The following is a 26,988-nucleotide window of genomic DNA, read 5'->3' as shown; positions in this document are numbered from 1 at the left end:
TAAGTGGATCGGAACGTCACATACTTAGCCAGTCAACATAAAGGAGCGAGACAAATGCGCGAGGCGCTATGGTCGAAAAATTTCATTTTATTAATGGGCTCTAATCTGCTGTTGTTTATGGCCCTTGAAATGCTGCTGCCGACACTTCCTGTGTTTGCCGCGGAGCAGGGGGGCAGCCAAACGCAAATTGGCCTGATTATGGGCTTATTTACGTTTACGGCCGTCCTTTCCCGGCTTGGAACAGGCTATGGCATTAAGCGGCTGGGCCAAAAGAAGCTGCTGCTTCTCGGAGTAGCTATAAGTCTTATCGCGCTTACCGGCTATTATTTAGCTGCGACGCTTGCTGTGCTGCTGGTGCTGCGCGTCGTGCACGGCGTCGGATTTGGTATTGCAACGACGCTGTTTGGCACAGCGGCATCCGATTTAGTGCCAGCCTCTCGAAGAGGAGAGGGCATGGGCTTTTTTGCAACAGGGAATTCGATTTCATTCGCTTTAGGTCCCTTTTTTGGCATTTGGATCATGACGGAATATGGCTTTAAGGCGCTGTTTTTAATTGGAGCAGTCGTTATGCTGCTTAGCTTGATCAGTACCTGCTTTGTGCGCTTTCCGCGTGTGGAGAAAAAAGTGCCAGCCGCAGCTCCTGTAATAGAAACGGGAAACTGGATGGACAGCGTCGTGGAGCGCAAGGCATTCATGCCTTCGCTGCTTGGCTTGCTTATCGGCATCCCCTTCGGCACGGTGCTCAGCTTTATCGCCTTGTTTGGCAAAGAGCAAGGCCTAGGCAGTGTTGGCATTTTCTTCCTTGTCGTGGCCATTAGCGAGTTTCTGATCCGCTTTATTAGCGGCCCGTTGTTTGATCGCAAAGGACGCATGTGGGTGCTGCTACCTGCTGCCATACTATGCATTATTGCTAGCGTCATGCTTTATTTTACGCATTCTACAGTGATGCTGCTGCTGTCGGGGCTGTTTTATGGCTTTGGCTTTGGCGCCCTATTCCCAGCGCTTCAGGCTTGGGTTATCGATCTCGTAGAGCCAGAGCGCAGAGGCGTAGCGACGGCGACCTATTACAATGCTTTTGATATCGGTATCGGAAGCGGTTCTATTTTGCTGGGAGCCGTAGCCGCTGTGACGAATTATTCGACGATGTATTTGCTGTCCGGCGGATTTTTCGTCCTCTACATTGTGCTTTATGTCGGTTTTGAGCGCAGGCTGCGCCGCAAGTCCATGAGAAAGCCCATACAAGCCTAGCATTGACATGTCAAAGCTATAACGGAAACAGCCCTTCACCATTTATAATGGCGGAGGGCTGTTTTGCTGCTATACCGGAATTTTGAGCTGCTGTCCGATGTAGATGCGGTCGGGATTTTTAATTTGGTTTACGTCGCGAATAGCTTGCCACGTCGTGTTATAGCGCTTCGCAATCGACCAGAGCGTATCGCCTTTTTTCACGGTGTAATGGGCATAGTCGGCAGCCGTCGCAGGCTCCTCCTGAGTGGTGCTTGGCGCCGTAGACGATGGGGCGGGTTGAATGACTTCAGGCTTTGGCTTCGTCCCGCCAGACGGGGCAGACGGAGTAGCACCCTCCGTAATGCGGCCCTGAGCAGCGGGGCTTGCCGCTGTCCCAAGCTCTCTCAAATAGCTCGTTAGCGCTTCGTCCAGCGCGCCAAACATGCCGGCCTGGGGATAGCTAGCGAACATCGTGTATTCATCCCCGCCTGCGGCCATAAAATCATTTGTCGCAAGCGTGTATAGTTTTTTCGCATCAAGAGGAGCGCCGCCTACGTTAACGGAATGAACGCGCAAGCCTTTTGCCTTGGCGGTATCGATTTTGAAGGCGATGCCGGATACTTGCGGAAAAGCGCCCTTCGGATTCGGATAATCCGACACGCCATTTTCCAACGCGGCTTTAATATCGGCGCCTGTTACGTTAAGCGTCACGATTTGATTACCGAAAGGCAGCACCGTAATAATCTCGCCTAGCGTGATCGTTCCTACATCAATAGAAGCGCGAATACCGCCGCCATTCATTATGGCGATATCGGCCTTCGTGATTGAACGCAGACTGTCGGCAATCAGATTGCCCAGATTTGTTTCTCCTGCGCGAACCTGCTCCCGCTCGCCATCAAGCTTCACGGCCGTTTCGCCAATCTTGCTTGAGAGAACTTCCTGCTGTTCAGCGACGATGGAATCGACCAGCTCGGCGATTTTTTTGTCGGGTGCAATCGCAGCAGCGGCTTTGTAATCAATCAGCTTGGCTTCCTTGCTGACTACCTTGCCTTGATCGATCCATAGATCGACGACGCCAATGTATTTGGTATATTCGCCAGCGCTGGCAATAAGCGTGCCCTGGCCTGCTTCAAGCCCTTTTTGCAGCACCGTATGGCTGTGTCCATCAATAAAAACATCAATGCCAGCGACTTCTTTGGCGATGCCAAGGCTTGTATCGGCGCTGGATTCATCCTGTCCGATATGTCCTAATGCAACAATGACGTCTACCTGATCCTTCAGCTCGGCGACAATAGCCTTCGCCTCCTCGGCTGGGTCGGTGAACACAAGCCCGTCCACATTTTTCGGATGCGTCTTGTAGGCGGTTTCAGGTGTAGTCAGGCCGAAAATACCGATTTTTACGCCGTCCACCTCTTTAATAACATAAGGATGAAACAGCGGCGAATCGTCTTTCTTTACTCTAATGTTGGCGCTCAGAAGCGGATATTCCATTTGGGGTTCAAGTTCCACGAGGCGGTTGTAGCCATAATTAAATTCATGATTTCCGGGGACGGCCGCATCGTAGCCCATTGCGTTCATGACGCGCACGACGCTTTCGCCTTCTACGAGGGTTGCGAAGGTAGTGCCGTGAATGGCATCGCCGCCATCAAGCAGGAGCGTATTCGGATTGCTGGCCCTGTAGCTGTCGATGATTCCGGCAAGCCGTGCAAAGCCGAGTTCACCATTGCTTTCGGATTCGACTGCTCTGGCATGCATATCATTGGTGTGCAGCAGCGTAATATGCTTGCCGGCCTTCTCTTGGGTGGATGCAGCCGCCGAGACGCTTGCAGCGCCTATAAGCAGAGCCGCGGTCAAAAGAATAGATGTGAACCACTTAAACTTGTTCAACATAGCAGGTGATACCTCCCATCAGAATGTCGTTTATGGTCGCGCCTTATACGTATTCCACATGATGACATGAAAATCCTGTCCAAAAGCTGTAGTTGTTGTTTTGCTTTTTTCCTTATATAATGAAACTGAAATATTGCTTATTTTTCTTTGAACATATTCTCAAGATAGATAAATGTGGAAGAGCGACTCACCAAAGGAGATGCCTGATGGAGGAACTCAGCGACAAAAAGATGAAAATGATTGAAGCAGCGCGGATGTATTATGAGCTTGACTACAATCAGCAGGAAATTGCCAAGAAGCTTGGCGTGTCACGTCCAACCGTTTCGCGTTTTTTGCAGCAGGCGAAGGTTGACGGTATCGTACAGATCAAAATTATGGACCCGGCAGCCGACAACGCGGAGCGCGAACGGCAATTGCAGGAGCGCTTCGGCTTGAAGCGCGCTATTGTAGCTACGGTGCCTAAATATGAGGATGCGATGGCCAAGCGTGTCATTGGTGAAGCTGCCGCTGCGTTTCTAAATGAAACGGTGCAGGATGGCGATACGATAGCCGTAACCTGGGGCACGACGCTGTATGAAGTAGCAACTAGGCTGCCGAACAAGCATGCGAAGAAGGTCAAGGTAGTTCAGCTCAACGGCGGTGTCAGCCATTCCGAGACCGATACGTATGCACACGAAATCGCGCAGCTGTTCGCTAAAGCTTATCAGACGTCGCCCTATTTGATTCCGCTTCCAGCTATTGTTGACCATGCGGTCGTGAAGCATGCGATTGAAGCGGATCGTCATATACGCAAAATTCTTGATATGGGCAAAAAAGCGAATATCGCAGTTGTGACCGTAGGGGCGCCAACCGAGGATTCGGTGCTGATGCGGGCGAATTATTTTTCCGATGAGGATTTGGGCATTATTTTCTCGCGCGGCGTAGGGGATATTTGCTCAAGATTCATAGATATCGACGGGCAGTTGGTCAGCGAAGAGCTGGACCTGCGCACGATTGGCATTGATTTGGGCGAGCTGAAACGCAAGGAATGGTCAGTACTAGTAGCTGGCGGCCCAAGCAAAGTCGAAGCAGTATATGGCGCGCTTGCTGGACAATATGCGAATACGTTGATTACCGATCACATTACGGCGAAGCATTTGCTGGATTACAAGCCGGAAGCGTGAACGGGATGGGCTAGAGAGATGATAGGTGGAGGGATTTGTTAATGGGCAGTACGAATGCAGCGAATGTAGCTGGAGTTATTGATCACACAATGCTAAAGGCAGACGCGACAAAAGCGGAAATTATTCAGCTTTGTGCCGAAGCCAAGACGTATCATTTTGCCACCGTATGCGTGAATGCAGGCTGGGTCGCTCTTGCAGCTGAACAGCTGGCAGGCTCTGGCGTCGGCATTACGACGGTAGCGGGCTTCCCGCTTGGCGCAACGACTTCAAGGGCGAAGGCAGCGGAAGCGGAAGACGCCATTGCCTGCGGTGCCACAGAGGTGGACATGGTGCTGAACATTGGGCTGCTGAAATCAGGTGATGAAGCAGGCGTGAAGCGTGATGTCGAAGCGGTTGTGGCAGCTTGCAAGGGCAAGGCGATCGTTAAAGTCATTTTGGAAACAGGCTTGCTGACGGATGCGGAAAAGGTGCGGGCTTGCGAAATTTGCAAGGAGGCTGGCGCTGATTTTGTTAAAACTTCGACGGGCTTCGGTAAAGGCGGCGCCACAGAGGAAGATATCGCGCTAATGCGCCGTACAGTAGGGCCGGACATGGGTGTCAAAGCTTCCGGAGGCGTACGCGATTTGGAAACCGCACTGAAAATGCTCGCTGCTGGTGCTACTCGCATTGGGGCAAGCGCAAGCATCGCCATCGCGAGTGGCGGTAAAGGCGAAGGGTATTAGGTGAAATGGGTATGAGTCGTTTATCTTGGAAACGGCAGTGGATGACGGATGTGCGGGTGAATGTACTGGCTGGAATGACGGCTACGCTCGCGCTGGTGCCGGATTCACTGGCTTTTTCATTTATGGCGGGAGTGCCGCCCGTTGTCGGTATTTATGCTTCAATTTGTATCCTGCTCGTTACGACGTTTCTTGGCGGTCGTCCGGGGATGATTTCTGCAGCGGCAGGCTCGATGGCGGTGCTGATGCTGACGCTCGTAAAGGAGCATGGCATTGAGTATTTGTTCGCAGCAACGATTTTGACGGGAATTTTGCAATATTTAATGGGTGTATTTAAGCTAGGCAAGCTAATGAGGTACGTGCCGCAGGGCGTGCTGACGGGGTTTATTAATGCGCTGGCGATCCTCATCCTCATTTCGCAGCTGCGGTATTTTCAGGGCGAGTCCTGGCTGATGTATGCGTTAGTGGCGGCGACGCTGGCCATTATTTATTTTCTACCACGTTACTTCAAGGCGATTCCTTCCCCGCTGGTGGCCGTTGTTGTGCTGACCTTAGCCGTTTGGGTGTTTGGCATGGACGGAGTTACCCGAGTTGGTGCAATCGACGCATCGCTGCCAGCGTTTCTGCTGCCTAATATTCCGCTTAGCTGGGAGACGCTTGCGATCATTTTTCCTTATTCTTTGTCGCTGGCAGTCGTTGGATATACGGAGACGATGCTGACGCATAATTTGCTCGATGAGATGACTGGTGAGCGTACGGACAAAAATAAGGAAATGCGCGGACAAGGCGTTGCAAATGTTGTTGCGGGATTTTTCGGCGGCATGGCGGGCTGTGCGCTCGTCGCGGAATCGGTGCTCAATGTGAAAATGGGCGGGAAGCATAGGCTGTCTACGCTCGTTTCCGCTTTGTTCCTCTTGCTGCTCGCCGTTCTGTTTGGCGATTTGCTGGCGCAGGTGCCGATGGCGGCTCTTGTCGGCATTATGATTATGGTCTGTATCGCCATCTTCGACTGGCGCTCGGTGTTCAAGCCGCGCAGTGTGCCGCTTGCCGAAACGGTCGTGATGGTGGCGACGGTAGCCGCCGTACTGTTCACGCACGATTTGGCTGCTGGCGTGCTGGTTGGCGTACTTATCAGCTTCGTCTGGTTCGTTGTGTCGGTGTCCCGCAAGCTGCACATTCATAGCGAATGGGAAGGCAGCAAGCGGACTTATCGAGTGCATGGACAGCTGTTTTTCGCTTCCTCCTCTGGTCTGGAAGAGCTTATTGAGCTGGACTGCAAAGCCGATGAAATTCATATCGACCTTAGCCAGTCGCGCATATGGGATCATACAGCGCAGCTGGCACTCAATAAAGTGGTAGAGCGGCTGAAGGCTAGCGGCAAGGAAGTGACCGTGAGCAAAGGGGCAGCCTTGCAAAGCTAAACGGGTGCATGAGCTTGTGCCTATGCCTGTGCTTGTGCTATTCAGCTAAGCAGCTTGTATAATAATGGCTGAAAACCAAAAAGATCGCTGTCCCCAAGGCATTAAGCCTGGCGGATAGCGATCTTTTTGTTGATTCATAAGCCCGTTCATAAGCATGTTAACCTTATTCGGTTGGGCTTATTGTGCTGCGCTAGCTTCTGGAGAAACAGCTGCATCCGGATTAGCGCTTGCGTCTGTTTCCGTTTCATCTGTTTTCTCTTCAAGCGTATTGGTAATCGTTGCTTTATCGCGAATCTCTTGAATCCAAGTAGCTGATTTCTCTTGAATTTGCTGATTCAGCAGCTGCTTGCGGATTTCTTCCTTCTTCTCTTCGAAAGTTGGGGAAGTAGCCGCTTTAAAGCCGGTTTTCTTAATAATATGGAAACCGAAGCTCGATTTAACGACATCGCTGATTTGATCTACTTCGAGTGCGAAGGCTGCTTCCTCGAAAGCAGGGTCCATGACGCCTTTGCCGAAGAAACCAAGATCGCCACCGTTGTCTTTCGTGCCTGTATCGGTCGATTTTTCTTTCGCCAACGTTGCGAAGTCGCCGCCATCTTTCAATTCTTTCAAAATAGCGTCTGCTTCTTCTTGCGTAGCTACCAGAATGTGCGAAGCTTTAATCTCTTCACCTGTGCCATAGGAAGCTTTGTTTTGCTCATAAGCTTCTTTAATTTGATCATCGGTAATGGTAATGGATGGCTCAAGCAGCTTGCGGATTTTCACTTGCGTCTCAGCATCTTTACGCAGGCTCTCCAGCGTTACACCGTATTGTGCCAACGCAGCATTGAATTGCTCGTCCGTGCCGAAGCTTGCTTTTAGCGTATTAATTTCTTCATCGATATCTGCTTCTGTAATTGTAACATTGGAAGCTTTCGCTTCTTGCGTAATCAGCTGCTGCGTAATCAGATTGTCGAGCGTCGTTTTGCCGCCTGATTTCAGCATTTCTTCGTAAAGATCCTCTTTCGTAATGTCCACTTTGTTAACCGTTGCAACGGCTGCATTGCTGCCACCGCCGAATACCGGTTTAATAGCGACGATTACTAGCAAAATAGCCAAAACAGCCGAAAGCGCAATCCATGCTGTATTGCCGCTTTTACGAGGCGGGGGATTTGATCCACCCAAAGGCGCCCCTCCTGCTGCATATGGTGAAGCTGTTGTTGGTTCAGTCGTATGTTGATTGTCCTCGTGTGTGTTGGTTTCTTGCTCCGCAGCATTTTTTAATTCTTCTTCTTTACGCTGCGATTCTTGGTTATCCATTCTTCAAACTCCCTTCATCATCGTACACGCTTTTTATAATGGGTTCGCGAAACGTTGCAGTGATCAGGGTCAGCTCACCGTAACCGTTTACGCTTGTCTAACCTACTATAACAAAACTTAGGTTAAAAAACCTTAATCTTAAATAAAAATAAAGGGATTGGAACACGGTCGGCTTTTTTTGCACCGTTCGACCAAGCGGTGTACAATGGAAGAAGCAAGCGCTTTATATGAATCTGAAATAAAAAAGAAGTTTCGCGACTTTTCATTTAAATAGTAGAGAGGATGTTAATCGATGACGTATTTGCCTGCAAATTCCCGCTATGATGGGATGAAATACAATCGTACTGGCCGCAGCGGACTGCTGCTTCCAGCGGTATCACTGGGCCTCTGGCACAACTTTGGCGGTACGGATCGTCTAGAAAATGGACGGGCGATGGTTCGCCGCGCTTTCGATTTAGGCATTACCCATTTTGACCTCGCTAACAATTATGGGCCGCCTGCCGGCTCCGCAGAGGAGACGTTTGGCCAACTGCTCAAGCAGGATTTGGCTGCTTACCGCGATGAGCTTATTATTTCCACAAAAGCCGGATATTATATGTGGAAAGGCCCATACGGCGAGTGGGGCTCGCGTAAGTATTTAGTGGCCAGCCTCGATCAAAGCCTTAAGCGTATGGGACTGGAGTACGTAGACATTTTTTATCACCATCGTCCAGATCCGAATACGCCGCTTGAGGAAACGATGGCTGCGCTTGACCATATCGTTCGCCAAGGCAAGGCGCTCTATGTTGGCTTGTCCAACTATAGTGCGGAGCAGACGGCTGAGGCTTCCCTTATTTTGCAGCGTCTTGGCACGCCATGCCTCATTCATCAGCCTTCTTATTCGATGTTCAATCGCTGGATCGAGGATGGTCTGCAGGATGTTCTCGATGCGGAAGGCATCGGCTCCATCGTGTTCTCGCCGCTAGCAGGCGGACTCTTGACGAGCCGTTATTTAAACGGCATCCCTCAGGATTCCCGCGCAGCTGGACCAAGCGTATTTCTGCAATCCGATCAAATTACGGAAGCAAAGCTTGAAAAAATCAAGCTGCTTAACGCTCATGCTGCGGAGCGCGGGCAGACGCTTGCGCAGATGGCGCTCGCATGGGTACTGCGCGGGGGCCGTGTAACATCGGCGCTGATCGGCGCAAGCCGTGTGGAGCAAATTGATGATAACGTTGCAGCGCTCAGTACGCTTGATTTCTCTAGCGATGAGCTGGCTCGTATTGAATCGATTTTAAAGGGTTAAGACAAGCTAATTCAGTGATGATGAACCATTCCAAATCGCAATTGTTTTTTTCGAACGCCAAGGCCCTGCGCCTTGGCGTTTTTGCTTCTCTCGCTTTCGTTAAGGCTGTATAATAAACGGGACAAATGACAAACATTGTCGGATGGGAAGTGAGCCGCTTGAGCAACATGTCTCTAAGGGTCAAGGGACTGCTGGTTATTGTATTAATTACCTTCATTCCACTGCTGTTTGCCGGCATTATTAACTATATGGGCTTAAGGCAGGGAATGATCGATTCTGCTACTGAGAAAACATTAAGCCAATTAAACAGCAGTGCGAATAATTTGTCAGCTTGGCTTGCAATCAGGCGGGCAGAAGTGCTGGTCATTAGCCGAACCGATGTCGTGCGTTTTGGAAAAGATGAAGAGAAGCTCAGCTATTTCAACCGTGAGCTAGTGCGGGCAGGCTTTGCCTTTCGTTCCCTTGGCTTTGTGGACAAGGACGGCATGGCGATTCGTACGGATGGCGTAGCACTCAATTTTAAGCAGCATTCCTTCTTCCAGACAGCCATTAAAGGGAAGGTGCTAATTAGCGACCCTTTCAAAGCGAGCTTTTCGCTTAAAGAACAATTTGTCATGGCTGTTCCAGTCTACAATGAGGACAATCAAATTACCGGAATCGTATACGCATCCATTGATATGGATATGATTATTCCTTATTTGCAAATGGACAAGCCGGATGAAGCTACCTTCTGGCTATATAATGAGGAAGGCGTCGTTTTATTCTGCTCGGAAGAAGGCGTATTGCCGAAGACAGCAATGATGAACGGAGCTTTACAGGAAATACAGGTAAATCAGAAGCTGCTTTCTGAACAGGCCGGCATGGAAATTTTATCGTCTAATATGAAAGAATACGCCGTATTCCACTCTAAGGTAGAAGGTATCGCCGCCTGGCATTTCATGCTGGAAATGCCGATGTCGGATTTAGAGATCGGGACGCTGCCGGTGTTGCTTAGTACGCTGCTGACGCTTGTAGGCTCAGAGCTTGTCATCGTGCTGCTGTGCTATCTGTTTTTTGCCAATATTGTAAATCGATTGAAAAATATATTAATCGTCACCGAGCAGGCTGCCGCTGGCCAATTTAATGCAGAGCATCTGTCAGAAATGCCAGGAGACGAGGTAGGAAAGCTGTCGCGATCTGTGAACGGCATGGTCGTGCGTTTAAGAGGAATGTTTGAGCGGCTGGAGGCAGTTATTAATCAAAATCAATATTCCTTTGTTGTCCTCGACGAGCAGTACCGTATTTCATATCTCAATAAGAAGGCCGAGGAAATGATTGGCTACAAGACAGAAGAAGTATCGGGGCATGCGACGCCGCTGCTGTTCATGGACATGGAGGAAATCCGCATAGCAGCAGAGGAGCTTGGGGAGAAATTGGGCCGTGAAGTGATACCGGGGATTGACGTGCTCAAGGAGCTGCGCAATGACCAGTTTTCCTACGAGCGGGAATGGACCTTTATTTCAAAAAATGGCAAACGCATTCCCATCCTGCTCAGCACGAATGGCCTGCGGGATGCAAATGGCAAATTTACCGGAGCTGTTGGCATGGTTCTGGATATAACCGATAAGCTGCAAGTGGAGAAATCGCGCAATCGACTGCTTGATATCGTTGGCTCTGCCAAGGATTTAATCGCTTCGGTCGATTCCCAGGGCGAAATGATCTACATTAATCAGGCGGGCAAGGAGATGCTCGGAATCCATGAGGAGGAAATGGATCTTTCTTCGCTGAGTGGGCATCTGAGCAGTGAAATGTTCTTTTATCTCATGAATGGCTCAGAGCTGGCCAAGCAGTACGGGTATTGGGAAGGCAATGTCGAAATTTTGACGAAGAACAAGCAATTGAAGCATGTATCGCTTGTGCTCGTTTCCCATCATAATCGCAGAACAGGAGAGGACTACTTCTCCTGCATTGCGCGGGACATATCGGAGCAAAAAATCATTCAGGAGGAGCTGCTTCAGGCGTCGCAGGATGCGGCGGAGGCGAATGCGGCCAAGGGCAGATTCCTTGCCCTCATGAGCCATGAAATTCGTACGCCGCTGAACGGCATCATCGGGTTGACCCAACTACTCAAACGCACGGGATTATCCTATTCGCAGAAGGACTATGTGGACAAAATCAGCACGTCATCGGAATCTTTGCTGCGCATCATTAATGACATTCTTGATTTCTCCAAAGTAGAGGCTGAGAAGGTCGAGGTTGAACTGCTCGCCTTCCATCCGGAGGAGCTGCTTGGCCGGGTAGCGGATCAGCTCAGCGTCTTTATGGGCGGCAAGGAGCAGTTCGAATTTTTAATCCATACAGCTTACAATTTGCCTAGCACGCTGCTTGGAGATTTGTTGCGGCTCGAACAGGTGCTGCTGAATTTATGCATCAATGCGATTAAATTTACGAAGAAAGGCCATGTCAGTCTGCGTCTCGAAGTGGTAGAGCTACGCGATGCGGAAGTGCAGCTGCGTTTTGTCGTTGAGGATACAGGCATCGGCATGAGCGAGGAGCAGCTCGGCAGGCTGTTCCAGCCATTCAGCCAGGCGGATGGATCTACGACGAGGAAATATGGGGGCACAGGCCTTGGCCTTGTCATCTCTCAAAAGCTCGTCACGCTGATGGGCGGCAATCTCGTCGCGGAAAGCAAGGTCGGACGCGGCAGCAAATTCAGCTTCGTTATTACATTCCCTATGCTCGAAGAAGCCCCGCCTTACAGCATGGAGCTAGGCGAGGAAATGATTGGACAGCCAGTGTGGATCGTCGAGGACAGCCAGATGATGCGCCATCATTGGTGTGAAAGGCTGGAATCATTCCAAATGGCCCCGGTTCCCTTCGCTTCTTGGAAGACGGCGCGGGAACGGCTGCGCCGTATCGGTGCCGGAGCGATGCCGAAGCTGATTTTGCTCGATATGGAGATGCCCGATATGTACGGCGCGGAAACCTGGCTCGATTTCCATCAGGAAGCTGAAGCGGCTGGCGTAAAGACGGCCGTGCTGACCACTTCATTCGGTCGGGACGAAATGCTGCAAATGCCAGAAAAGGATCGTCCGCTTGCCCTGCTTACAAAGCCAGTAACCCGTTTAGCTATGCTTAACGGCCTGAGAGGGATGTTAACGGAGCGTTCCTTTATTCCTCCTTGGAATAGGGCGATGAGCGAAGTGGCAGTTGTACAGCTTGAAGAGCGCAATGCTAAAATCTTGCTTGCCGAAGATAATAAAATTAATCAAATCGTCGCTCTGGAAATGTTAAAGGAACGGGGCTACGAGGTCGGTCTTGCCGAAAATGGACATGAGGTGCTGGATATGCTGGAGCGGGAGGAATGGCATCTCATTCTCATGGATATTCATATGCCGGAAATGGATGGCATGGAGGCGACGCGGTTTATTCGGGCTAATCCCAAATATGACGGGCTGCCGATTATTGCGGTTACCGCCAATGTGCTGCGTGCCGATCATGAGCAATACAGGCAGCTTGGCATGGATGATATTATAACGAAGCCAATCAGCGCCGGCTTTCTTTATTCCGTACTCTCGCACTGGTTGAATCAGACGGGCATATTGCCGGTACCAACGTTATGGGAGGATGAGCCCCATGTGCAGCCGCAATATGAACAGGCAGCCTATTCCTCGCTGCCGGTCATTCCGGGTGTGGATTTGCCGGAGGCGCTCGCCAGAGTGAATGGCAAGCTTCCGATATTGATGCATATGTTAGAACAATTTCAGGCCGATTATCCTTCATTTATCGACAGATTAATCGCTTCAATGACAGAGAGGGATCTCGTTACCGCCAAGCGTCTCGTGCATACGCTTAGGGGAGCGGCGAGCCATTTATCCGCTTATCAACTGGCGAATGCAGCGACGGAGCTGGAGCTGATCTTCAATCAGGAGGATATAGACGAGGAGGAATGGAGCCTGAGGCTTGCAAAGCTGGAAGAAGAATTGATACATTTGCTCAGATGTTTGGAGAAAAACAAGTGACAAAAGTTCGACAAAAAACCCTAACAATTCTCTAACAAATTATTGTAGTCGGTCATAGCTATATTGTATAGTAAGAGGACAGACTTAATTCGACAGAAATCTTCAATCCCAATAAGGGGTGACGCCAATGTATAAAGTAATAGTTATAGAAGATGACGTCATGATGAGTGATATGCTGTCTATGTATTTGTCAGAGGAAGGCTATTCTGTCAAACAAGCAGGATTGGCAAATGACGGCTTGCGTATTATTTCGGAATTCGAACCTGATTTGGTTTTGCTGGATCTTATGCTCCCGGATATGGATGGGATGGAGATATGTGCATTGATTCGCGAGCGTTCGAATGTGCCTATTATGATTTTATCCATGAAAAACGAGGTGTCAGAACGTGTGCTGGCGTTGAAGTCTGGTGCAGACGATTATATGTGCAAGCCATTCAGCATGCACGAGATGACAGCGAGAGTCGAGGCGTTGATTCGCAGAGCTAACATTAAGCCGGCCGGAGTGGAGACGGAGCAAGAGCAAGGCGAAGAGGAGCGGAACCCGATTCAGCTTGATTTTGAGCGGAGATTGCTGCTAGTCAGAGGGATGCTGGTAGAAACAACGTTCTCGGAATATGAAATTATGAAGCTATTTTTGGCGTATCCTGGCAAGGTATTCAGCAGGGAAGAGCTCATTAATGCCATTCGCGGCTTTGATTCCTTTGTCACCGACCGTGCGATTGATGTACACATTGTGAATCTGCGGAAAAAAATCGAGCAGAACCCAAAGGAGCCTCGTCTCATTCGAACCGTTTGGGGCTTCGGTTACAAGTACACAGCCCAGAATTCCTCAGTCAGCCAGGAGAAATAATAGCATGCATTTATTAGGAACCGTCTGGCTTATCCAGACGGTTTTTTTTGTATGGAAAATGACATTCTAACAACTATCTAAAGGTAATTGCCGTTATTTCCTAATTATTGTATGAGAATATAGATTTAACTTACTATTGGATCGAAGGATGGGAAATATGAGGGAACAAGTCATTGCATTATTGCCTGCAAAGCTGAATGCCTGCCGCGAGCTAGGCCATATGCTGCTGAAAGTGCAGAATGCAAGCAAGGGGCTTGCTGCAGTACTGGTGCAGCTTGACCATTTTTATCGCATTATCGGAGCTAGAGGGATGGACTATGGCTGCGAGGTGATGCAGCTGATTGAGGAGCGGCTGGTGGAGGCTGGAGCGGACAGGTCTGCCATCTGGCAATTGAATGACAGTACTTTTCTGGTTGCAGCAGTGCTGGATGCCGGTCAAGCGGATGGATACAGCATGCTTGAACGTTTCAAAACAACGGTGCAACACCCCGTAGGTTTTGGTTCCGATCGATTTCATTTAACGGCCAGTATTGGCGTGAGCCTGTTCCCGCAGGATGGAGCGACAAGCGAACAGCTCATTTGTCATGCGGAGACGGCTCTGTATAGCGGCGTTTTAAAGGGAGAGGGGCAGATTTCCTATTATTTGCGGGCGGCAACAGAGCAAATCAACCGGCATTTGGAGCTGGAGACCGCCATTCGGACGGCGCTGTATAAAGGGCAATTTCATTTAAACTACCAGCCCATCTATCAAGTGGAGACGGGCAAGCTGCGGGGCTTCGAAGTGCTGCTGCGGTGGAATCACCCGGAGCTTGGCAGCATTCAGCCAGCTGAATTTATTCCCTTTGCCGAGAAAAACGGCATGATTATGCCAATTGGCGCATGGGTAATCAAGCAGGCCTGCCGCATGCTGGGTACCCTGCCGGACCAAGCTGCACTGATTATGTCCGTCAATATTTCGCCGACAGAGCTTGCAGAGTACGCTTATGCTGACATGGTGCTCAACACGCTGGAGGAGGCAGGAATACCGCCACAGTGTCTACAGCTGGAAATTAAAGCAGGCTATAATTATGCGAATTGCGAGCGATCCATTAAAGCTTTGACTAGGCTGCATGCGAGCGGTGTATTTATTGCGCTGGATGATTTCGGTTCTATGCATTCGTCGCTGGCGAGTTTGCAGCATCTGCCAATCCATGCCCTTAAGCTGGACCGATCCTTTGTTAGAGAGATAGATAAGGAAGGCGTTGAACATCATATCGTGGAGGCGATGATTGGGCTCCTGCATAAGCTGGGCATTTGTGTCATTGCTGAAGGGGTTGAATATGTGAAGCAGTACGAGCTACTGCGAGGCTGGGGCTGTGATTACATGCAAGGGTATTTGCTGGGCCAGCCCGCACGACCAGATATGCTGGATTTAACTATGATTCGCAAGCCTGAACGAACAGGCGCATAGGCTTCTAATATAAAGCTTGCCCGAGCGAGAGCGATAGGGCAGGCTCTTTTTTCCTATATGGGTTGAGAGAACATGCTAATAAACGCACTAAAGCCTCCAAATCCACTGTCGCAGCGGTAGGAGGCTTTTCTGAAATATAGGATTAAATGAGTGATGCAATCCGCAAATGCTTTGGTTACATCGCGCAGCCATTTTTTCGCTTCAAGGCGAAGAAGTCGCTTACGCTTGTTTAGGTTGGGGATGTTGTTCCTTTAAGTCCAGTGGGGGCCAGAGGGTGTTTAGCTAACTTCCAGATAAAGTTTAGTACCATCGCTGTATTGAAAAATAGCAACCTCACGTACGACTTCAACCTTAGAGATCCGTTTCCATTTTTTTCGAAAGTCGAAATTGAGTTCCATTTCACGCAGTTTATGATGAAGCTGCTCAACTGACGCGGCTTGTTCGTTAGTATAATAAACAGGTACAGAACGACTTTTGAAGGTAATGATTTTCATCATGACCTTGTCCACCTCCGATCGTTTTTTCCTATTCTATCCTAAACGTTTTAGCCGCTTATGAAACAGCCGTAAGAATATTGTTTAATTTGCTTATATATTTCTAACATATAGTGTAAGCTGAAAAACTGCTACTTTCCAGCTAGGATTACATACTGTAGGGCTGCAATAATGGCAAGATGCAATGGGTAGAAGCTGCGCCAGAGACTGCGAGGAACTTTGATGGAATCAGCCGCTTGCAGCATGCTTGGCGAGTACACAAGCAGCAGGGTTGCGACAACGCTGAACAACTGAATGGTCCAGCCCATATAGAATAAATAAAAGATGTTGAGCAGCAGGTGAGCCGGGGCCATACCGTGTTTCGGGACATAGCGGTAGATGAGGACGAGCACTAGCAAATAGGCGCCGTAGCTGCACGGAACGACTTCAAGCAGCAGCAGTAGAAAGGCAGCCAGAGACACTTGGAGGGCAGGTCTCGACTTCAATTGGTCCAGAAGCTTGAGGGAGACAAGACAGACGAGCAGAGTGCCCACCGTGTTGATTTCCCAAGTGCCGAAGGCCAGGGAATATGGGATTTGCGATAAAGCGGCAATGGCGGTCATACGCCACAAGTATTGATTGATGTTTTTCGTGCGGAAATACCCAATGACTAACGCATAAGCATAAAGCGGCATGGCAAGCCTGCCGATGATTCGCCAAGTATCATCTTGGGGAAACCAGATCAAGCCAATATGATCAAGCAGCATCGTAACCATTGCGATAATTTGCATATTCATCCCCCTAAGCTGTGACTATTATAGCATGGGGTTATGAACGGGAGAAGAACAGCATTTTACGTGTAAAGCAGGGTAATGACAAGCAGCTCGTAGAGAACGAGTGGAAGAATGGCATTCTGTGGAGGAATGAAGGCGCGCGGGTCCTGCACAGTACAATGCAAATACAGCAGGCAGCGGTCGACATGTGCAATATAGCCTTCGTACACTTGGCCATCCATCGTGTGCACACGCACGGGCCGGTGCATATGTCCGTGGCACAAACGGTGAATCTGCTCCCGTACTTGTTGAACCATAGCCGTATGCGCGGGCTCTGCCTGATACAGCACAGCTGCCGCTTGCTCCGCTGCCTTTGCTTGCTCTGTCATATGAACATCGCTCCTTTGCCCCGCAGTATGCCAGCAGGGAGTTTCATCCTAAGTTAAGCTATATGCGGGAGAGGAAGGGATGATGCTAAAAAAAGAAGTGGGTAAGACAATCAAGAATGGAGAGAAGGACGTGATGGTTCCTTTGGCGGGTGAATATGATAAGGCTCCGTTTTAGTTTGATATCGTTCATCTCTATCATGAGATTCGCTGTGATATTGCGCTTTTAACTGACCTTCTGCATCTTCCCAGTCGTAATAATATTTTTCAATATTTCCAGCTTTATTGGTGTGCTATGTTACGTAAAGTTTTGAGTAATCGCTGAAGGTAATGGTTACTCTCTGAACATATAAATTGGAAGGAATACCGGAACGATCCGTCTCTCGTATTTCGCTAAAAATCCCGTGGCCCAGTTCGCGCTTAATACGATCCAAATTACTTTGGGGCCTACCGTTCACCAGCAATTTCCTTCATGACATACAGCCACTCATTCGCATCACGACGCCATTTCCAGTCTGAAGATGTAATCGGATCACCTAGGCGATTCAACACTTCATTGTATTTGCCACCGTATTTTTCTTCAAATGCAAAAATAAATTTAACTAAATCTTTTATTCGTTCTACTTCATCAAAATCGGAAGGGATAGATTTTTGTTGCTCAAAATCTTGAACAATGTCGCGAATAAGCGTTTCTTGTCCATTTAGAGCTTTGTAAATAGCTGTATTTGGAATGCGGGCTTGTTTGAAAGTTGGCTTGTCATCCATTCCTTGATAAGTAATGCGTTTGTCACGAAGCCAGTTATTTATTGTGGTAGTGGAGACGCCAAAGTATAGGCTCATTTGTCCTGTTGTATAATAAGTTGGTTTGTCAGATTCGCTAGCATATTGAAAGGCCAAGTTAAGCAGCTGAGGCATTTCTTCAGATAGCTCATTGTGGAAAATTTCAGTTTCAGATTGTAGTGCGATTAGCCGGCCAAAGCGGTGCTCTAGAAAATCGGCCGGGCTGATTCGATATAATAGGTTATAAATTAGTTTGAAAGCAGCTAAACCATATTGGGGATTATTTTTAATGTCGCGAAAAATCTCTTCCTCTACGAGCTTGCGATCCTCATACGTAATCACATACATCACCTCATCTCCTATTTTAATAGAAAAATTAAATAAACTACAAGTGAACTGAAATTAAACTGAAACAAAACTGAAAGTAGTAATTATTCTTATCCAAGTATGGCAGGGTTTATTCAACATTGCAGAAATTAAAAAGCGCGGTACTCTGAAAAACCAGAGCCCGCGCTATTTTTATGGGGCTGTCGCATCGTTTCTCAACTTGCTTCGCTGTTTCTTATAGATTCGTTCTTTACCAAGCGTCCTTATGCCGCTATTTAATCACACCGCAGGCGATGCGAGCACCCGAGTTGCCGGATGGATCGGTGACGTAATCATCTGCTTTCTCGTGAATAACTAGAGCGGCGCCGCCTGATTTAATCAGCGAGTTAGGTGCGTCCTTGGCGAGCGTCACATTTTTTGAAATGATCTCAGCTTCGATTTTTCCGGTAGCGTCTACTTGAATATTGGGCAAATCGCCAGAGTGGAAGCCTTTGGGATTGCTGAACCCGTGCTGCTTGCTTAGCGGATTGAAGTGAGCCCCCGCCGACGTAAACTCGGGAGCCTCGCATTTCCCGGTTTCGTGAAAATGGATGCCGTGCATGCCGGGTGCGAGCTGCTCCGCCGCAAGGCGAATATGTACACCGTCAGCTTGCTCCTGCAGGCTTGCTTTGCCAATGACCGCACCTTTGCTATTCATGAGGTCCAGCTTGATCTCCGTAGTGGGGATCGATTTTACAGCAGCATGTGCCATAGGGAGGGAAGCGCCACCTAGTGCTAGGCAGAGCGTTGTGACGCATATGGTTTTTTGAATAAACATAAGTTTTCCTCCATTTCCAGTGATGCCATTTAATATGCCCCGTCAATCGCTTGCCTATGCGGAAATCAAGGAATCTCAGATATGCGCTTGTCATAGCATACATGTCCATACCTCTCTACTCTATTTGCATATGATATATCAGAAACCATGAGAGAGGTGGCATATATAATGTCAGTTAAATCGAAATTCCAGGTGAAAAACATTAAATCAGCGTCGCGCCAATCGAAACGGGCTCGTACTTCTTCTTGCTCCTGTCAACGCCAAGAGTCAGCAAATGAAAACAGAAGCAATGGTTGTCATCGCAGAGATCCGGCAGTTGAAGGGGTACAGGATGCTGGCAAAGTATTAAGCAAAATTTTCAAACGACTGGAAAATGAAGAGGTTGCCGAAAAGCTGGTAAAAGCGATCCGCTGCCATGATGCCCGGGCCGTTCAAAACATTATCGGCTGCGATTGTAAAGTCGTTCACTTCTTCTGCACGCAGCGTTCCGATTGCGTTAGAATCTGCTGCTCGTTCGGCAGAGACCACGAGGTTACAATATCGTTTGATATTTGTATCAAAAGAGAAAACAATAACCGCTACTAGCCCGCGATTAGATGCCAGAATAAACAAGCACCGCCAGGCCCTCCGAGGGCTTGGCGGTGCTTGTTATGCTCTATTCTGTCACCGTGCTGCGCGAATCGGCATACGATAGGACAGCAAGGTTAGGCAGACAAAACGAGCATGGACAACGATCATAATGGAGGGGACGAACGATGCCGCTAATTCCGAATTTCCCCGCACCTTTGCTTCAGGAGCATGCTGTATGGCACCATACGCATCATGTAACGCCCGGCACCATTCCGCCTCGCGGATTCGGTGATCAGTTTTTGCGTTTTCACCGTGACTATATTAACCGCGTGTACAGCTGGTATAACAGCCAAGGCTATGACAGCAGGCTGATTGCGCCGTGGCCGGAAATTCCGGAGGCTATACGCCGCGCTCCTTGCTATAATCCGGCTGCGGAAAATCGCATTCGAAATAATCCGCGCTCCTTTAATACACTGGATGAGCTGGGCAGCTACATCGAATCCAGCGGCATTCATGGCTGTATGCATATGATTTCGGCCCAGCTGATGAATGAGCCGGAAATCAATGATTTCGATTTGGCACCGCGCCATACGACGTTTTATCAAATTCACGGGCTAATCGACCAGTGGTATCGCAACTGGGAAAATGCCTGGGGCCAGCGCGCTGACGCTAAAGGCCAAAGGCAAAGCCAAGGCCAGATTCAAAGTCAAAGCCGCCCTGTGCCGCAGCAGCGCTCCACTGGCGGGGCCGCTTCAGCTGCTACGTGCAATCGCGCAAGGCGCGCATTACGCTTGCGTAATATTCCGCTTTGCGCGGTACGAACTGCTCTACCCGCACGCTCTTTACGGAAGGCGTCTGCCTGCCGTCCGGGCTTACAGCCACCCCTGATACGATCAGCTCCGTCCGCTCGTGCTCGAACAGCTGGAGCAGCTCTTCCAGGTCGGCCTCGTACACGCCGGCCACCTCTTCGGCTTGCAGCTGTAATTCCATCAGCGGCAAGGAACAGACGAAGCCAAACACATCGCTGACCTCGCGGTCGATGAAACTGACGCCGCCAGCCGTTCCTACGGTATCCTCACGCAGCTGCCCAAGCGGGATCAGGTCGCCAAAGCTGGCGGTTACGCCAATCTCCTCCTGCAGCTCGCGTGCGGCGTCGCGCATCGTTTCGCCTACCGAGAGATGGCCGGCGACGGTAATGTCGTAGCAGTCCGGATAAGTATCCTTGCTGGACTGGCGCAATTGAAACCGAACGTAGCGGCGGTCTTCCTCCTTGCGTGTGAGCCAGCAGTGGAAGGAGCGGTGCCAGTAGCCCTTGGCATGCGTCTCCGAGCGTGTAGCTGTCCCGATTGGATTCATCTGCTCGTCATAAATGTCAAAATATTCCTCTATCATTGCACGAACTCCTTTGTATAAAAAAATAGGGCAGTTTGCGCGTTTAGAGACTGCGACGAAATAAAGTACCGTTTAATTAATCGCAGCTCCTTAGTGAGAGCGTCCCGTATCCACAGCTTCAAGCTGGGACGTGCAGTGCTTGCAGCGAGTCGCTTTCAGCGGAATGCTGGACAAGCAGTAAGGGCAGTCCTTTTCCGTAGGAGCAGCTTCGGCGGGAGCCTCCTCTGCTTTGCTGCGGCGCAGCATATTAATGCCTTTAACGAGGAAGAAAATACAGGCAGCTACGATGAAGAAGTCCAGCATCACATTAATAAACTGGCCGTAGGCGATAACGGCAATGCCATTTTTCGATGCATCGTCGAGCGAGCGGACAACGGTACCGACAGCTTTCAATTCCTCTGTATGCTTGGGATCGAGGTTAATGAATAAGTCCTTAAAATTGACTCCGCCCAAAACCCGTCCAATCGGCGGCATAATAATGTCGTTCACAAGCGAGGTGACAATTTTGCCAAAGGCTCCGCCAATAATGACACCGACTGCGAGGTCGATGACGTTGCCTTTAATCGCAAACTCTTTAAATTCCTGTACGATTTTCATCAAAATCTCTCCTTTATAAAATGAGCTTGCCCGAAAACATGGCATAAGCGAGCGCAACAAATGCAGCCATGCAAAAGCGCTGATTGCTCTTTATTGTATATAAAACAAGCCAGAAACACCATTCCTAAAGCAGTCGCATAAAAAGATAATCCTAAAATTACATAAAATAACAATTTTCCTTGTCATTTTGGTTACAGGAATCAGCTTCGGTACGATGTGCATTTCTGAAAATGGTAGTGGAACCCTAGTCTAGGAGCGACACTTATTCGCCATTTTGCATCATTTTCTGCTTTTTTTGTGAAAAAAGATATGTAAAAAGAGAGGATTTTATTGGATATTGTCGAATTTCAGTATTGTGAGTAAATTAATGGATATTTGAGGAGTTTTATGAATCACCAATTCGTTATAGGGAATCCCTTTTTTACACTGTTTTCATTTATGATTGTTTGCTTTGCCTGTTTTACGCTGTTCAGCATGATTGGCTACCCGCCATCAGGCAGCAAAATAGTAGCATTCAGCCGCAAGTTCGGCAGTTCTTTCGTATTTGGGCTAGGTGTTTGGACGATGCATGTGCTGGCCATATTCGGATCGACGTATCCATTAGTTTTGGATTGGACTATGCTCTACACTTTGTTGTGCTGCATGGCTCTTACCTATGCTTCAATATCCATTTACGAAAGTGGCTGGCCCAGATCTATAAGGAAGGTGTTAAGCAGCCTGCTGCTAGCTGTTGGCTCAACGACGCTGCACTATTTAAATCTGCTGGGTAGTCCGGTGAAAAGCTATGAGCTGGATCATTATTTGTTCATGGTATCGATCATAGCTGCTTTTCTAGGAGCGCTGGTCGCCTTTAATTTGTATGAAAGCAGAGGAAAGGATGGCAAGCTGATTAGCTGCCTTATTCTCGGTCTGTCGATGATTATTATGCACACGATAGGCATGCAGGCAATGAAGGTGGAGTATGTGAATGTCTATACGACCGACAGCATGAACGATTCCATGATGCTCATGTCGTTTCTGCTGGGCATTGCCACAATGCTCATATTCAGCTTCTGCCTATCCACCTGGATGTTCAGCCGCAAGTACAGTATGGTCGATGCCAATTACAAGCTGCTGGTCGAAAACTCCCTCGATACGATTGCGATTATTAAAGAGGGAAAATGGCAATATTTCAATCCTTCCGGTTTACGGATGTTTGAGGCAGACAGCGAGCATGAATTGATCGGCGAGTCGATCTACGATTTTCTTCACGAGAAGCATCATGAGGAAATTCGCCAATTGCTGGGCGATGAGGAGAACGAGGATTTGCTGCGCCAAAAGCCTGTCGAATTGGACTGGAGAACTGTGCATGGCAAGCTGCTGCATACGGAATTGGTACGAACAAGTACAAGCCATACGGGCAGCCTAGCCTATCAAGTCATTATCCGCGATATTTCGGAGCGCAAAAAAAATGAGGAGCTGCTGATCAATTCTGAGAAGCTGTACATCGCAGGCCAGCTGGCTGCGGGAATTGCCCATGAAATTCGTAATCCGCTCACTTCGCTGAAAGGGTTTCTCCAGCTCATTGCTTCTGGGCGCAGCAACAATCATTATTATGAAATTATGAAATCCGAGCTGATACGAATTGAATCCATCGTGAGCGAGCTGCTGATGCTGTCGAAGCCGCAGGTTTATCAGCTGTGCTACAGGGATGTGCGCCCGATTATGGCGGAATCGGTGACGCTGCTGGAGACGCAGGCCATTATGCACAATATCGAAATTCGGCTGAATATGGCTGCGGAGCCGCTATACGTCTTCGGCGTGGAAAATCAAATCAAGCAGGTGTTTATCAATGTTATCAAAAATGCAATCGAGGCAATGGCTGGCGGCGGTCTCATTCTCATTACGCTAGAGCTTGCGCAAAAGTCGCGAATCGTCATTCGCATTCAGGATGAAGGTCCCGGCATTGCGAAGGAGCAGCTTTCCAAGATCGGCCAGCCCTTTTATACGACGAAGGATAGAGGGACGGGGCTTGGCCTCATGGTTACCTACAAAATCGTCGACAACCATCTCGGCAGCATCAAGGCGGACAGTATTATGGGGAAAGGAACGACCTTTATTATTCAGCTTCCCTATCGCAAAGACCCGGAAGAAAATACATGAATATGAAACCGCACATTTTTTGCAACGCAAGGAGAAGGCTCGACGTACAACCGAATAGCTACAAAAAAATTATTCGGTGAGGTGTCCTTATGTTTAATCGGTTATTAGCAAGCATTGGCATTGGCTCGGCAAAAATTGATACTTTGCTGGAAAAATCCCGTTATTCGCCAGGTGAGGAAGTACGCGGCGTCGTACAAATTCGCGGCGGAAGCGTGGAGCAGCGCATTGAGAAGATCGAGCTGTCTGTAATGACCGAATACATCCGTGAGAGCAATGACCAGAAGCACAGACATAACTGTGTTATTGGAAAATATCCGGTCAGCCAGCCATTTGAGCTGAAAGCCGGAGAAAATCGCGAAGTGCCGTTTTCCTTCCAACTGCCTTTTCAAACTCCGCTCACATTAGGGAAAACGCCAATATGGGTGAGAACCGAGCTGGACATTCGCGGTGCCATCGATCCTGGCGATAACGATCGCATCGAGGTCGTGCCAAATGCAGCGATGGGCCTGGTGCTGGAAGCAGTTCAGCAGCTTGGCTTCCGTCTGCGTGAAGCAGATTGCGAATACGCTTCAAGGCTGGGACGCTCGCTGCCTTTCGTGCAGGAGCTGGAATTTGTTCCAACCGGAGGGCAGTTCCGCGGCAAGCTTGACGAGCTGGAGGTTATTCTTTATCCGGAGGCTCAACAGATCGAGCTGCTGCTGCAAATTGACCGCAAAGCGCGCGGTCTTGGCGGCTTCTTCGCTGAAGCGATGAATACGGATGAAACGTTCGTCCGCGTCGCTTTTACGCAGGAGCATCTGCAAGCCGGGACGCAAGCGATTGCGAGCCAGCTCGAAAACATAATCGCCCGGCATGCTTAGCCTAGAAGCGCCGAATCTGAGGTGCTGAGGCCAGAAGCGCCAAAGCAAATATCAGCAGCCTGCCCGCCGCGAGTTTATGACGCGGCGGTCGGGCTGTTTTTCAATATAACGATAGGCACGGCGGTTTGATTTGTTGCTATTACTTCCGGTTGCGGGTTATGGCATAATAGATGGAGCATGATTGATTATACTGGAGGAGCTTACGATGGCAGAACCGCTAAAAGCCTTATACGATGGCTTATTCATAGAAGATTTTGGAGCGCTGGTGCGCACGGCTTTGCCGACTTTTGATTTGGCAGGCTTTACGGCGGCAGTAAGGGCTGGAGAATGGGAGGAGCTGGCGCTCAAGGCGCGCTCAAGGCGGATTACCGAAGCACTTGGCGATTTCTTGCCGAGCGATTACGAGGCCGCGCTTGAGGTGCTGATGCAGATCGACTCGCAGTGCCGTGGTTTGCCTTATATTTTCTTCCCGGATTTTGTGGAAGTGTACGGTATGGCACCGCAGCATTTTGACCGTTCGATGCAGGCGCTGGCGCGGTTCACCCGTTATTCGACGGGGGAGTTTGCCGTACGCCCCTTTCTGCTTGCTGAGCCTGAGCGCATGATGCGGCAAATGCTGATATGGGCTGATGATGAGGATGAGCATGTACGCCGACTGGCGAGTGAAGGGACGCGCCCGCGTCTGCCTTGGGCGCAGGCGCTGCCGATGTTCAAGCGCAATCCACAGCCGATTCTTCCGCTGCTGGACAAGCTGAAAGCCGATCCTTCGCTCTATGTCCGCAAAAGCGTGGCAAACAATCTCAATGATATCGCTAAAGACCATCCCGATGTGGTCGTGGCGCTCGCCCAGCAGTGGTCCGGCAATAATCCGCTGACAGACTGGATTATTAGGCGCGGCTGCCGCACGCTGGTGAAGCAGGCGAATCCAGCGCTGATGGAGCTGTTCGGCTATGCCGCCGCAGAAGGCGAAGCTGGCGGGAGTGGCGCTTCATTGACGGTGCATGCCGAGCTTCGGGCAGTGCCTGGGGCCCTGCATATAGGCGACGAAGCGCGGTTAAGCTGCGTAATGAAGCTGCGGGATGGAGATGCGCTCAAGCTGCGAATCGAATACGGCATTGATTTTATTAAAGCTTCGGGCAAGCCTTCGCAGAAGCGTTTCCTGCTGTCTGACCGCGAGTATGGCGGAGGAGCGGAAGTGACGCTGTCGCGTGTGCACCGCTTCGCCGACTTGACGACACGCAAGCATTACTCGGGACTTCACCGCATTACGCTATGGGTGAATGGGGTGCAGGTTGCGGATACGGAGCTGCAGCTGGAGGAGGCGCGCAGCAAATGAATATTGGAGCCCGCGTGCTGAAGACCGGATTGTCCGTTACGCTGGCGATTTTTCTGAGCCAGTTTTTCGGTTTTCCGTCCAGCCTTATTACGGCAGTAGCTGCTATTTTGACGATTCAGCCTTCCATCTACCGTTCCTGGCAGCAAATTCTCGATCAAATTCAGACGAACCTGCTTGGCGCAGGAATTGCCCTTGCTGCGATGAAGGTATTTGGTCATACGCCGATTGCGGTGGGCCTCGTCTGTATCGCCGTTATCCTTATTTGTATCCGGTTGAAAATGGAAACGACCATCGGAGTGACCCTTGTTATGGTCATTGCTATTATGGAAGCGCATGGACAAGGATTAGACGTGGCGCTGCAGCGATTTTTAATGGTCCTTACGGGTATGGGGGCCGCTTTTACGATTAATGTTCTCGTATTTCCTCCACGCCCGCGCAAGCAATTCACGGAACAGGTGCATCTCGCCTACGGGCAAATGTCTTTGCTGCTGCGAACCGCCGTTTCCAACGAAATGAAGGAGAGCGTGTTCCGGCAGGAGAAGGAAACCTTGCATGTGTCGGTGCGTAAGCTGGAGGATCGCTACACCCTGTTTGAGGAAGAGCGCAAGGTGCTTGCCCAGGCTAAAAAAAGCCATGCTAGGCAGTTGCTCGTCTCCAAGCAGACAATCAAGGCGCTGCAAAAGGGCGTTGATCTGCTTGAGGCTGTGGAGGAGCATTATTTTGCCGCTGCCGAGGCTGGGAAATGGGCGCAGCGCTTCGATCACCAGATTGAGGAGCTGACCAAATACCACGAATCGATTTTGCTGAAAATCGAAGGCAAGATGAAGCCGAACCTGAGCTTCGAGCCGGAGGAGGAGCGTGAAGCCCGCCTCATTACCGACCTGACGGATTATTTCCGCGAGGGGAGGGACGAGCATAAGCGCCTTGTGTTCGTTGCGTCGGCTATTTTCGAATATGCCTACCATCTGCGGAGGCTAGAGAAGATCGTGGATCAGGTCCAGCAGCGCGGCATGTCGCCTGAGGAATGGACGGTAGAAAAGAATGCCAGCGGCAGAGAGGCCAAGGTTAGCGCACAGGAATAACAGCAGCTGAATAAAGGCGAGTGCAAAAAAAACCGTCCTTCGTCAAATGATCGTTCATTTGACGAAGAGGCGGTTTTTTATTTTTCAAAATATAAGAATGTATAAGTTTCATACTATACTTACGCTTATATTTCTCGGACTGAAACGC

23 protein-coding genes are annotated in these 26,988 nt (G+C 49.6%); 12 read left to right on the top strand and 11 right to left on the bottom strand.

What is annotated here, in order from left to right:
* Positions 1-54 precede the first annotated feature (54 nt).
* Positions 55-1,248, top strand: a complete 1,194-nt coding sequence (locus ACSR9A_RS09060; RefSeq protein ID WP_473756843.1) for an MFS transporter — start codon at positions 55-57, stop codon at positions 1,246-1,248.
* Positions 1,249-1,317: 69 nt separating this feature from the next.
* Here the strand turns inward: ACSR9A_RS09060 and ACSR9A_RS09055 are convergent, their stop codons facing one another.
* Entirely contained in the window at positions 1,318-3,114 is a 1,797-nt protein-coding gene (locus ACSR9A_RS09055) for a 5'-nucleotidase C-terminal domain-containing protein (RefSeq protein WP_473757070.1), read from the bottom strand.
* Positions 3,115-3,323: 209 nt separating this feature from the next.
* Here ACSR9A_RS09055 and deoR point away from each other — a divergent pair, with 209 nt between their 5' ends.
* From deoR to ACSR9A_RS09040, 3 genes are read left to right on the top strand one after another with little or no spacing between them, the layout of a single operon-like run.
* Entirely contained in the window at positions 3,324-4,280 is a 957-nt protein-coding gene (gene deoR, locus ACSR9A_RS09050; RefSeq protein ID WP_341280694.1) for a DNA-binding transcriptional repressor DeoR, read from the top strand.
* A gap of 41 nt (positions 4,281-4,321) precedes the next feature.
* Positions 4,322-5,002: a deoxyribose-phosphate aldolase gene (deoC, locus tag ACSR9A_RS09045; RefSeq protein WP_473756842.1), complete on the top strand. Its 681-nt coding sequence runs from the start codon at positions 4,322-4,324 to the stop codon at positions 5,000-5,002.
* A gap of 11 nt (positions 5,003-5,013) precedes the next feature.
* Entirely contained in the window at positions 5,014-6,420 is a 1,407-nt protein-coding gene (locus tag ACSR9A_RS09040; RefSeq protein ID WP_473756840.1) for a SulP family inorganic anion transporter, read from the top strand.
* Positions 6,421-6,597: 177 nt separating this feature from the next.
* On the opposite strand, the gene ACSR9A_RS09035 is transcribed toward ACSR9A_RS09040, so the two are convergent.
* Positions 6,598-7,719, bottom strand: a complete 1,122-nt coding sequence (locus ACSR9A_RS09035) for a foldase protein PrsA (protein ID WP_473756839.1) — start codon at positions 7,717-7,719, stop codon at positions 6,598-6,600.
* A gap of 292 nt (positions 7,720-8,011) precedes the next feature.
* Here ACSR9A_RS09035 and mgrA point away from each other — a divergent pair, with 292 nt between their 5' ends.
* The 4 genes from mgrA (at position 8,012) to ACSR9A_RS09015 (ending at position 15,305) form a co-directional block, all read left to right on the top strand.
* A complete protein-coding gene (mgrA, locus tag ACSR9A_RS09030; RefSeq protein ID WP_473756838.1) occupies positions 8,012-9,004 on the top strand; it encodes an L-glyceraldehyde 3-phosphate reductase in 993 nt (330 codons plus the stop codon).
* Positions 9,005-9,171: 167 nt separating this feature from the next.
* Positions 9,172-13,005, top strand: coding sequence for a response regulator (locus ACSR9A_RS09025; protein WP_473757068.1), 3,834 nt, complete (start codon positions 9,172-9,174; stop codon positions 13,003-13,005).
* A gap of 127 nt (positions 13,006-13,132) precedes the next feature.
* Positions 13,133-13,855 carry a response regulator transcription factor gene (locus tag ACSR9A_RS09020; protein ID WP_473756837.1) on the top strand — a complete coding sequence of 241 codons (723 nt, stop codon included), beginning with the start codon at positions 13,133-13,135 and terminating at the stop codon, positions 13,853-13,855.
* Between the two features lie 157 nt (positions 13,856-14,012).
* The gene (locus tag ACSR9A_RS09015; protein WP_473756836.1) at positions 14,013-15,305 is read left to right on the top strand and encodes a putative bifunctional diguanylate cyclase/phosphodiesterase; all 1,293 of its coding nucleotides are present in this window, start codon (positions 14,013-14,015) and stop codon (positions 15,303-15,305) included.
* A 278-nt stretch (positions 15,306-15,583) separates the two neighbouring features.
* Here ACSR9A_RS09015 and ACSR9A_RS09010 read toward each other — a convergent pair whose 3' ends face one another.
* The 9 genes from ACSR9A_RS09010 to mscL form a co-directional block, all read right to left on the bottom strand.
* Positions 15,584-15,802: a hypothetical protein gene (locus ACSR9A_RS09010; protein WP_046229519.1), complete on the bottom strand. Its 219-nt coding sequence runs from the start codon at positions 15,800-15,802 to the stop codon at positions 15,584-15,586.
* Between the two features lie 128 nt (positions 15,803-15,930).
* Positions 15,931-16,569: a TraX family protein gene (locus ACSR9A_RS09005; RefSeq protein ID WP_473756835.1), complete on the bottom strand. Its 639-nt coding sequence runs from the start codon at positions 16,567-16,569 to the stop codon at positions 15,931-15,933.
* A 62-nt stretch (positions 16,570-16,631) separates the two neighbouring features.
* Complete coding sequence (locus ACSR9A_RS09000) at positions 16,632-16,940, bottom strand: hypothetical protein (RefSeq protein ID WP_473756834.1); 309 nt, start codon at positions 16,938-16,940, stop codon at positions 16,632-16,634.
* 444 nt (positions 16,941-17,384) lie between these two features.
* On the bottom strand, positions 17,385-18,065 hold the full coding sequence (locus ACSR9A_RS08995; RefSeq protein ID WP_473756833.1) for a hypothetical protein: 681 nt from the start codon (positions 18,063-18,065) through the stop codon (positions 17,385-17,387).
* Positions 18,066-18,315: 250 nt separating this feature from the next.
* On the bottom strand, positions 18,316-18,861 hold the full coding sequence (locus ACSR9A_RS08990) for a superoxide dismutase family protein (RefSeq protein WP_473756832.1): 546 nt from the start codon (positions 18,859-18,861) through the stop codon (positions 18,316-18,318).
* Between the two features lie 345 nt (positions 18,862-19,206).
* Positions 19,207-19,473 carry a hypothetical protein gene (locus ACSR9A_RS08985; protein WP_473756831.1) on the bottom strand — a complete coding sequence of 89 codons (267 nt, stop codon included), beginning with the start codon at positions 19,471-19,473 and terminating at the stop codon, positions 19,207-19,209.
* 149 nt (positions 19,474-19,622) lie between these two features.
* The gene (locus ACSR9A_RS08980; RefSeq protein ID WP_473756830.1) at positions 19,623-20,042 is read right to left on the bottom strand and encodes a hypothetical protein; all 420 of its coding nucleotides are present in this window, start codon (positions 20,040-20,042) and stop codon (positions 19,623-19,625) included.
* Positions 20,043-20,190: 148 nt separating this feature from the next.
* On the bottom strand, positions 20,191-20,823 hold the full coding sequence (locus tag ACSR9A_RS08975; RefSeq protein ID WP_473756829.1) for an NUDIX hydrolase: 633 nt from the start codon (positions 20,821-20,823) through the stop codon (positions 20,191-20,193).
* A gap of 90 nt (positions 20,824-20,913) precedes the next feature.
* A complete protein-coding gene (gene mscL / locus ACSR9A_RS08970) occupies positions 20,914-21,420 on the bottom strand; it encodes a large conductance mechanosensitive channel protein MscL (RefSeq protein ID WP_473756828.1) in 507 nt (168 codons plus the stop codon).
* A 387-nt stretch (positions 21,421-21,807) separates the two neighbouring features.
* On the opposite strand from mscL, the gene ACSR9A_RS08965 reads away from it, so the two are divergent.
* The 4 genes from ACSR9A_RS08965 to ACSR9A_RS08950 all read left to right on the top strand — a co-directional run bounded on the left by ACSR9A_RS08965 (position 21,808) and on the right by ACSR9A_RS08950 (position 26,840).
* Positions 21,808-23,562 carry an ATP-binding protein gene (locus tag ACSR9A_RS08965; RefSeq protein WP_473756827.1) on the top strand — a complete coding sequence of 585 codons (1,755 nt, stop codon included), beginning with the start codon at positions 21,808-21,810 and terminating at the stop codon, positions 23,560-23,562.
* An 89-nt stretch (positions 23,563-23,651) separates the two neighbouring features.
* Positions 23,652-24,422 carry a sporulation protein gene (locus tag ACSR9A_RS08960; protein ID WP_341280710.1) on the top strand — a complete coding sequence of 257 codons (771 nt, stop codon included), beginning with the start codon at positions 23,652-23,654 and terminating at the stop codon, positions 24,420-24,422.
* Between the two features lie 205 nt (positions 24,423-24,627).
* Positions 24,628-25,758 carry a DNA alkylation repair protein gene (locus ACSR9A_RS08955; protein WP_473756826.1) on the top strand — a complete coding sequence of 377 codons (1,131 nt, stop codon included), beginning with the start codon at positions 24,628-24,630 and terminating at the stop codon, positions 25,756-25,758.
* A complete protein-coding gene (locus ACSR9A_RS08950) occupies positions 25,755-26,840 on the top strand; it encodes an FUSC family protein (RefSeq protein WP_473756825.1) in 1,086 nt (361 codons plus the stop codon). Before ACSR9A_RS08955 ends, ACSR9A_RS08950 begins: the two co-directional genes overlap by 4 nt.
* The last annotated feature ends 148 nt before the right edge of the window (positions 26,841-26,988 follow it).

The organism is Paenibacillus sp. R-74696 (genome assembly GCF_055814915.1).
This window is presented reverse-complemented; position numbering and strand designations above follow the sequence as displayed.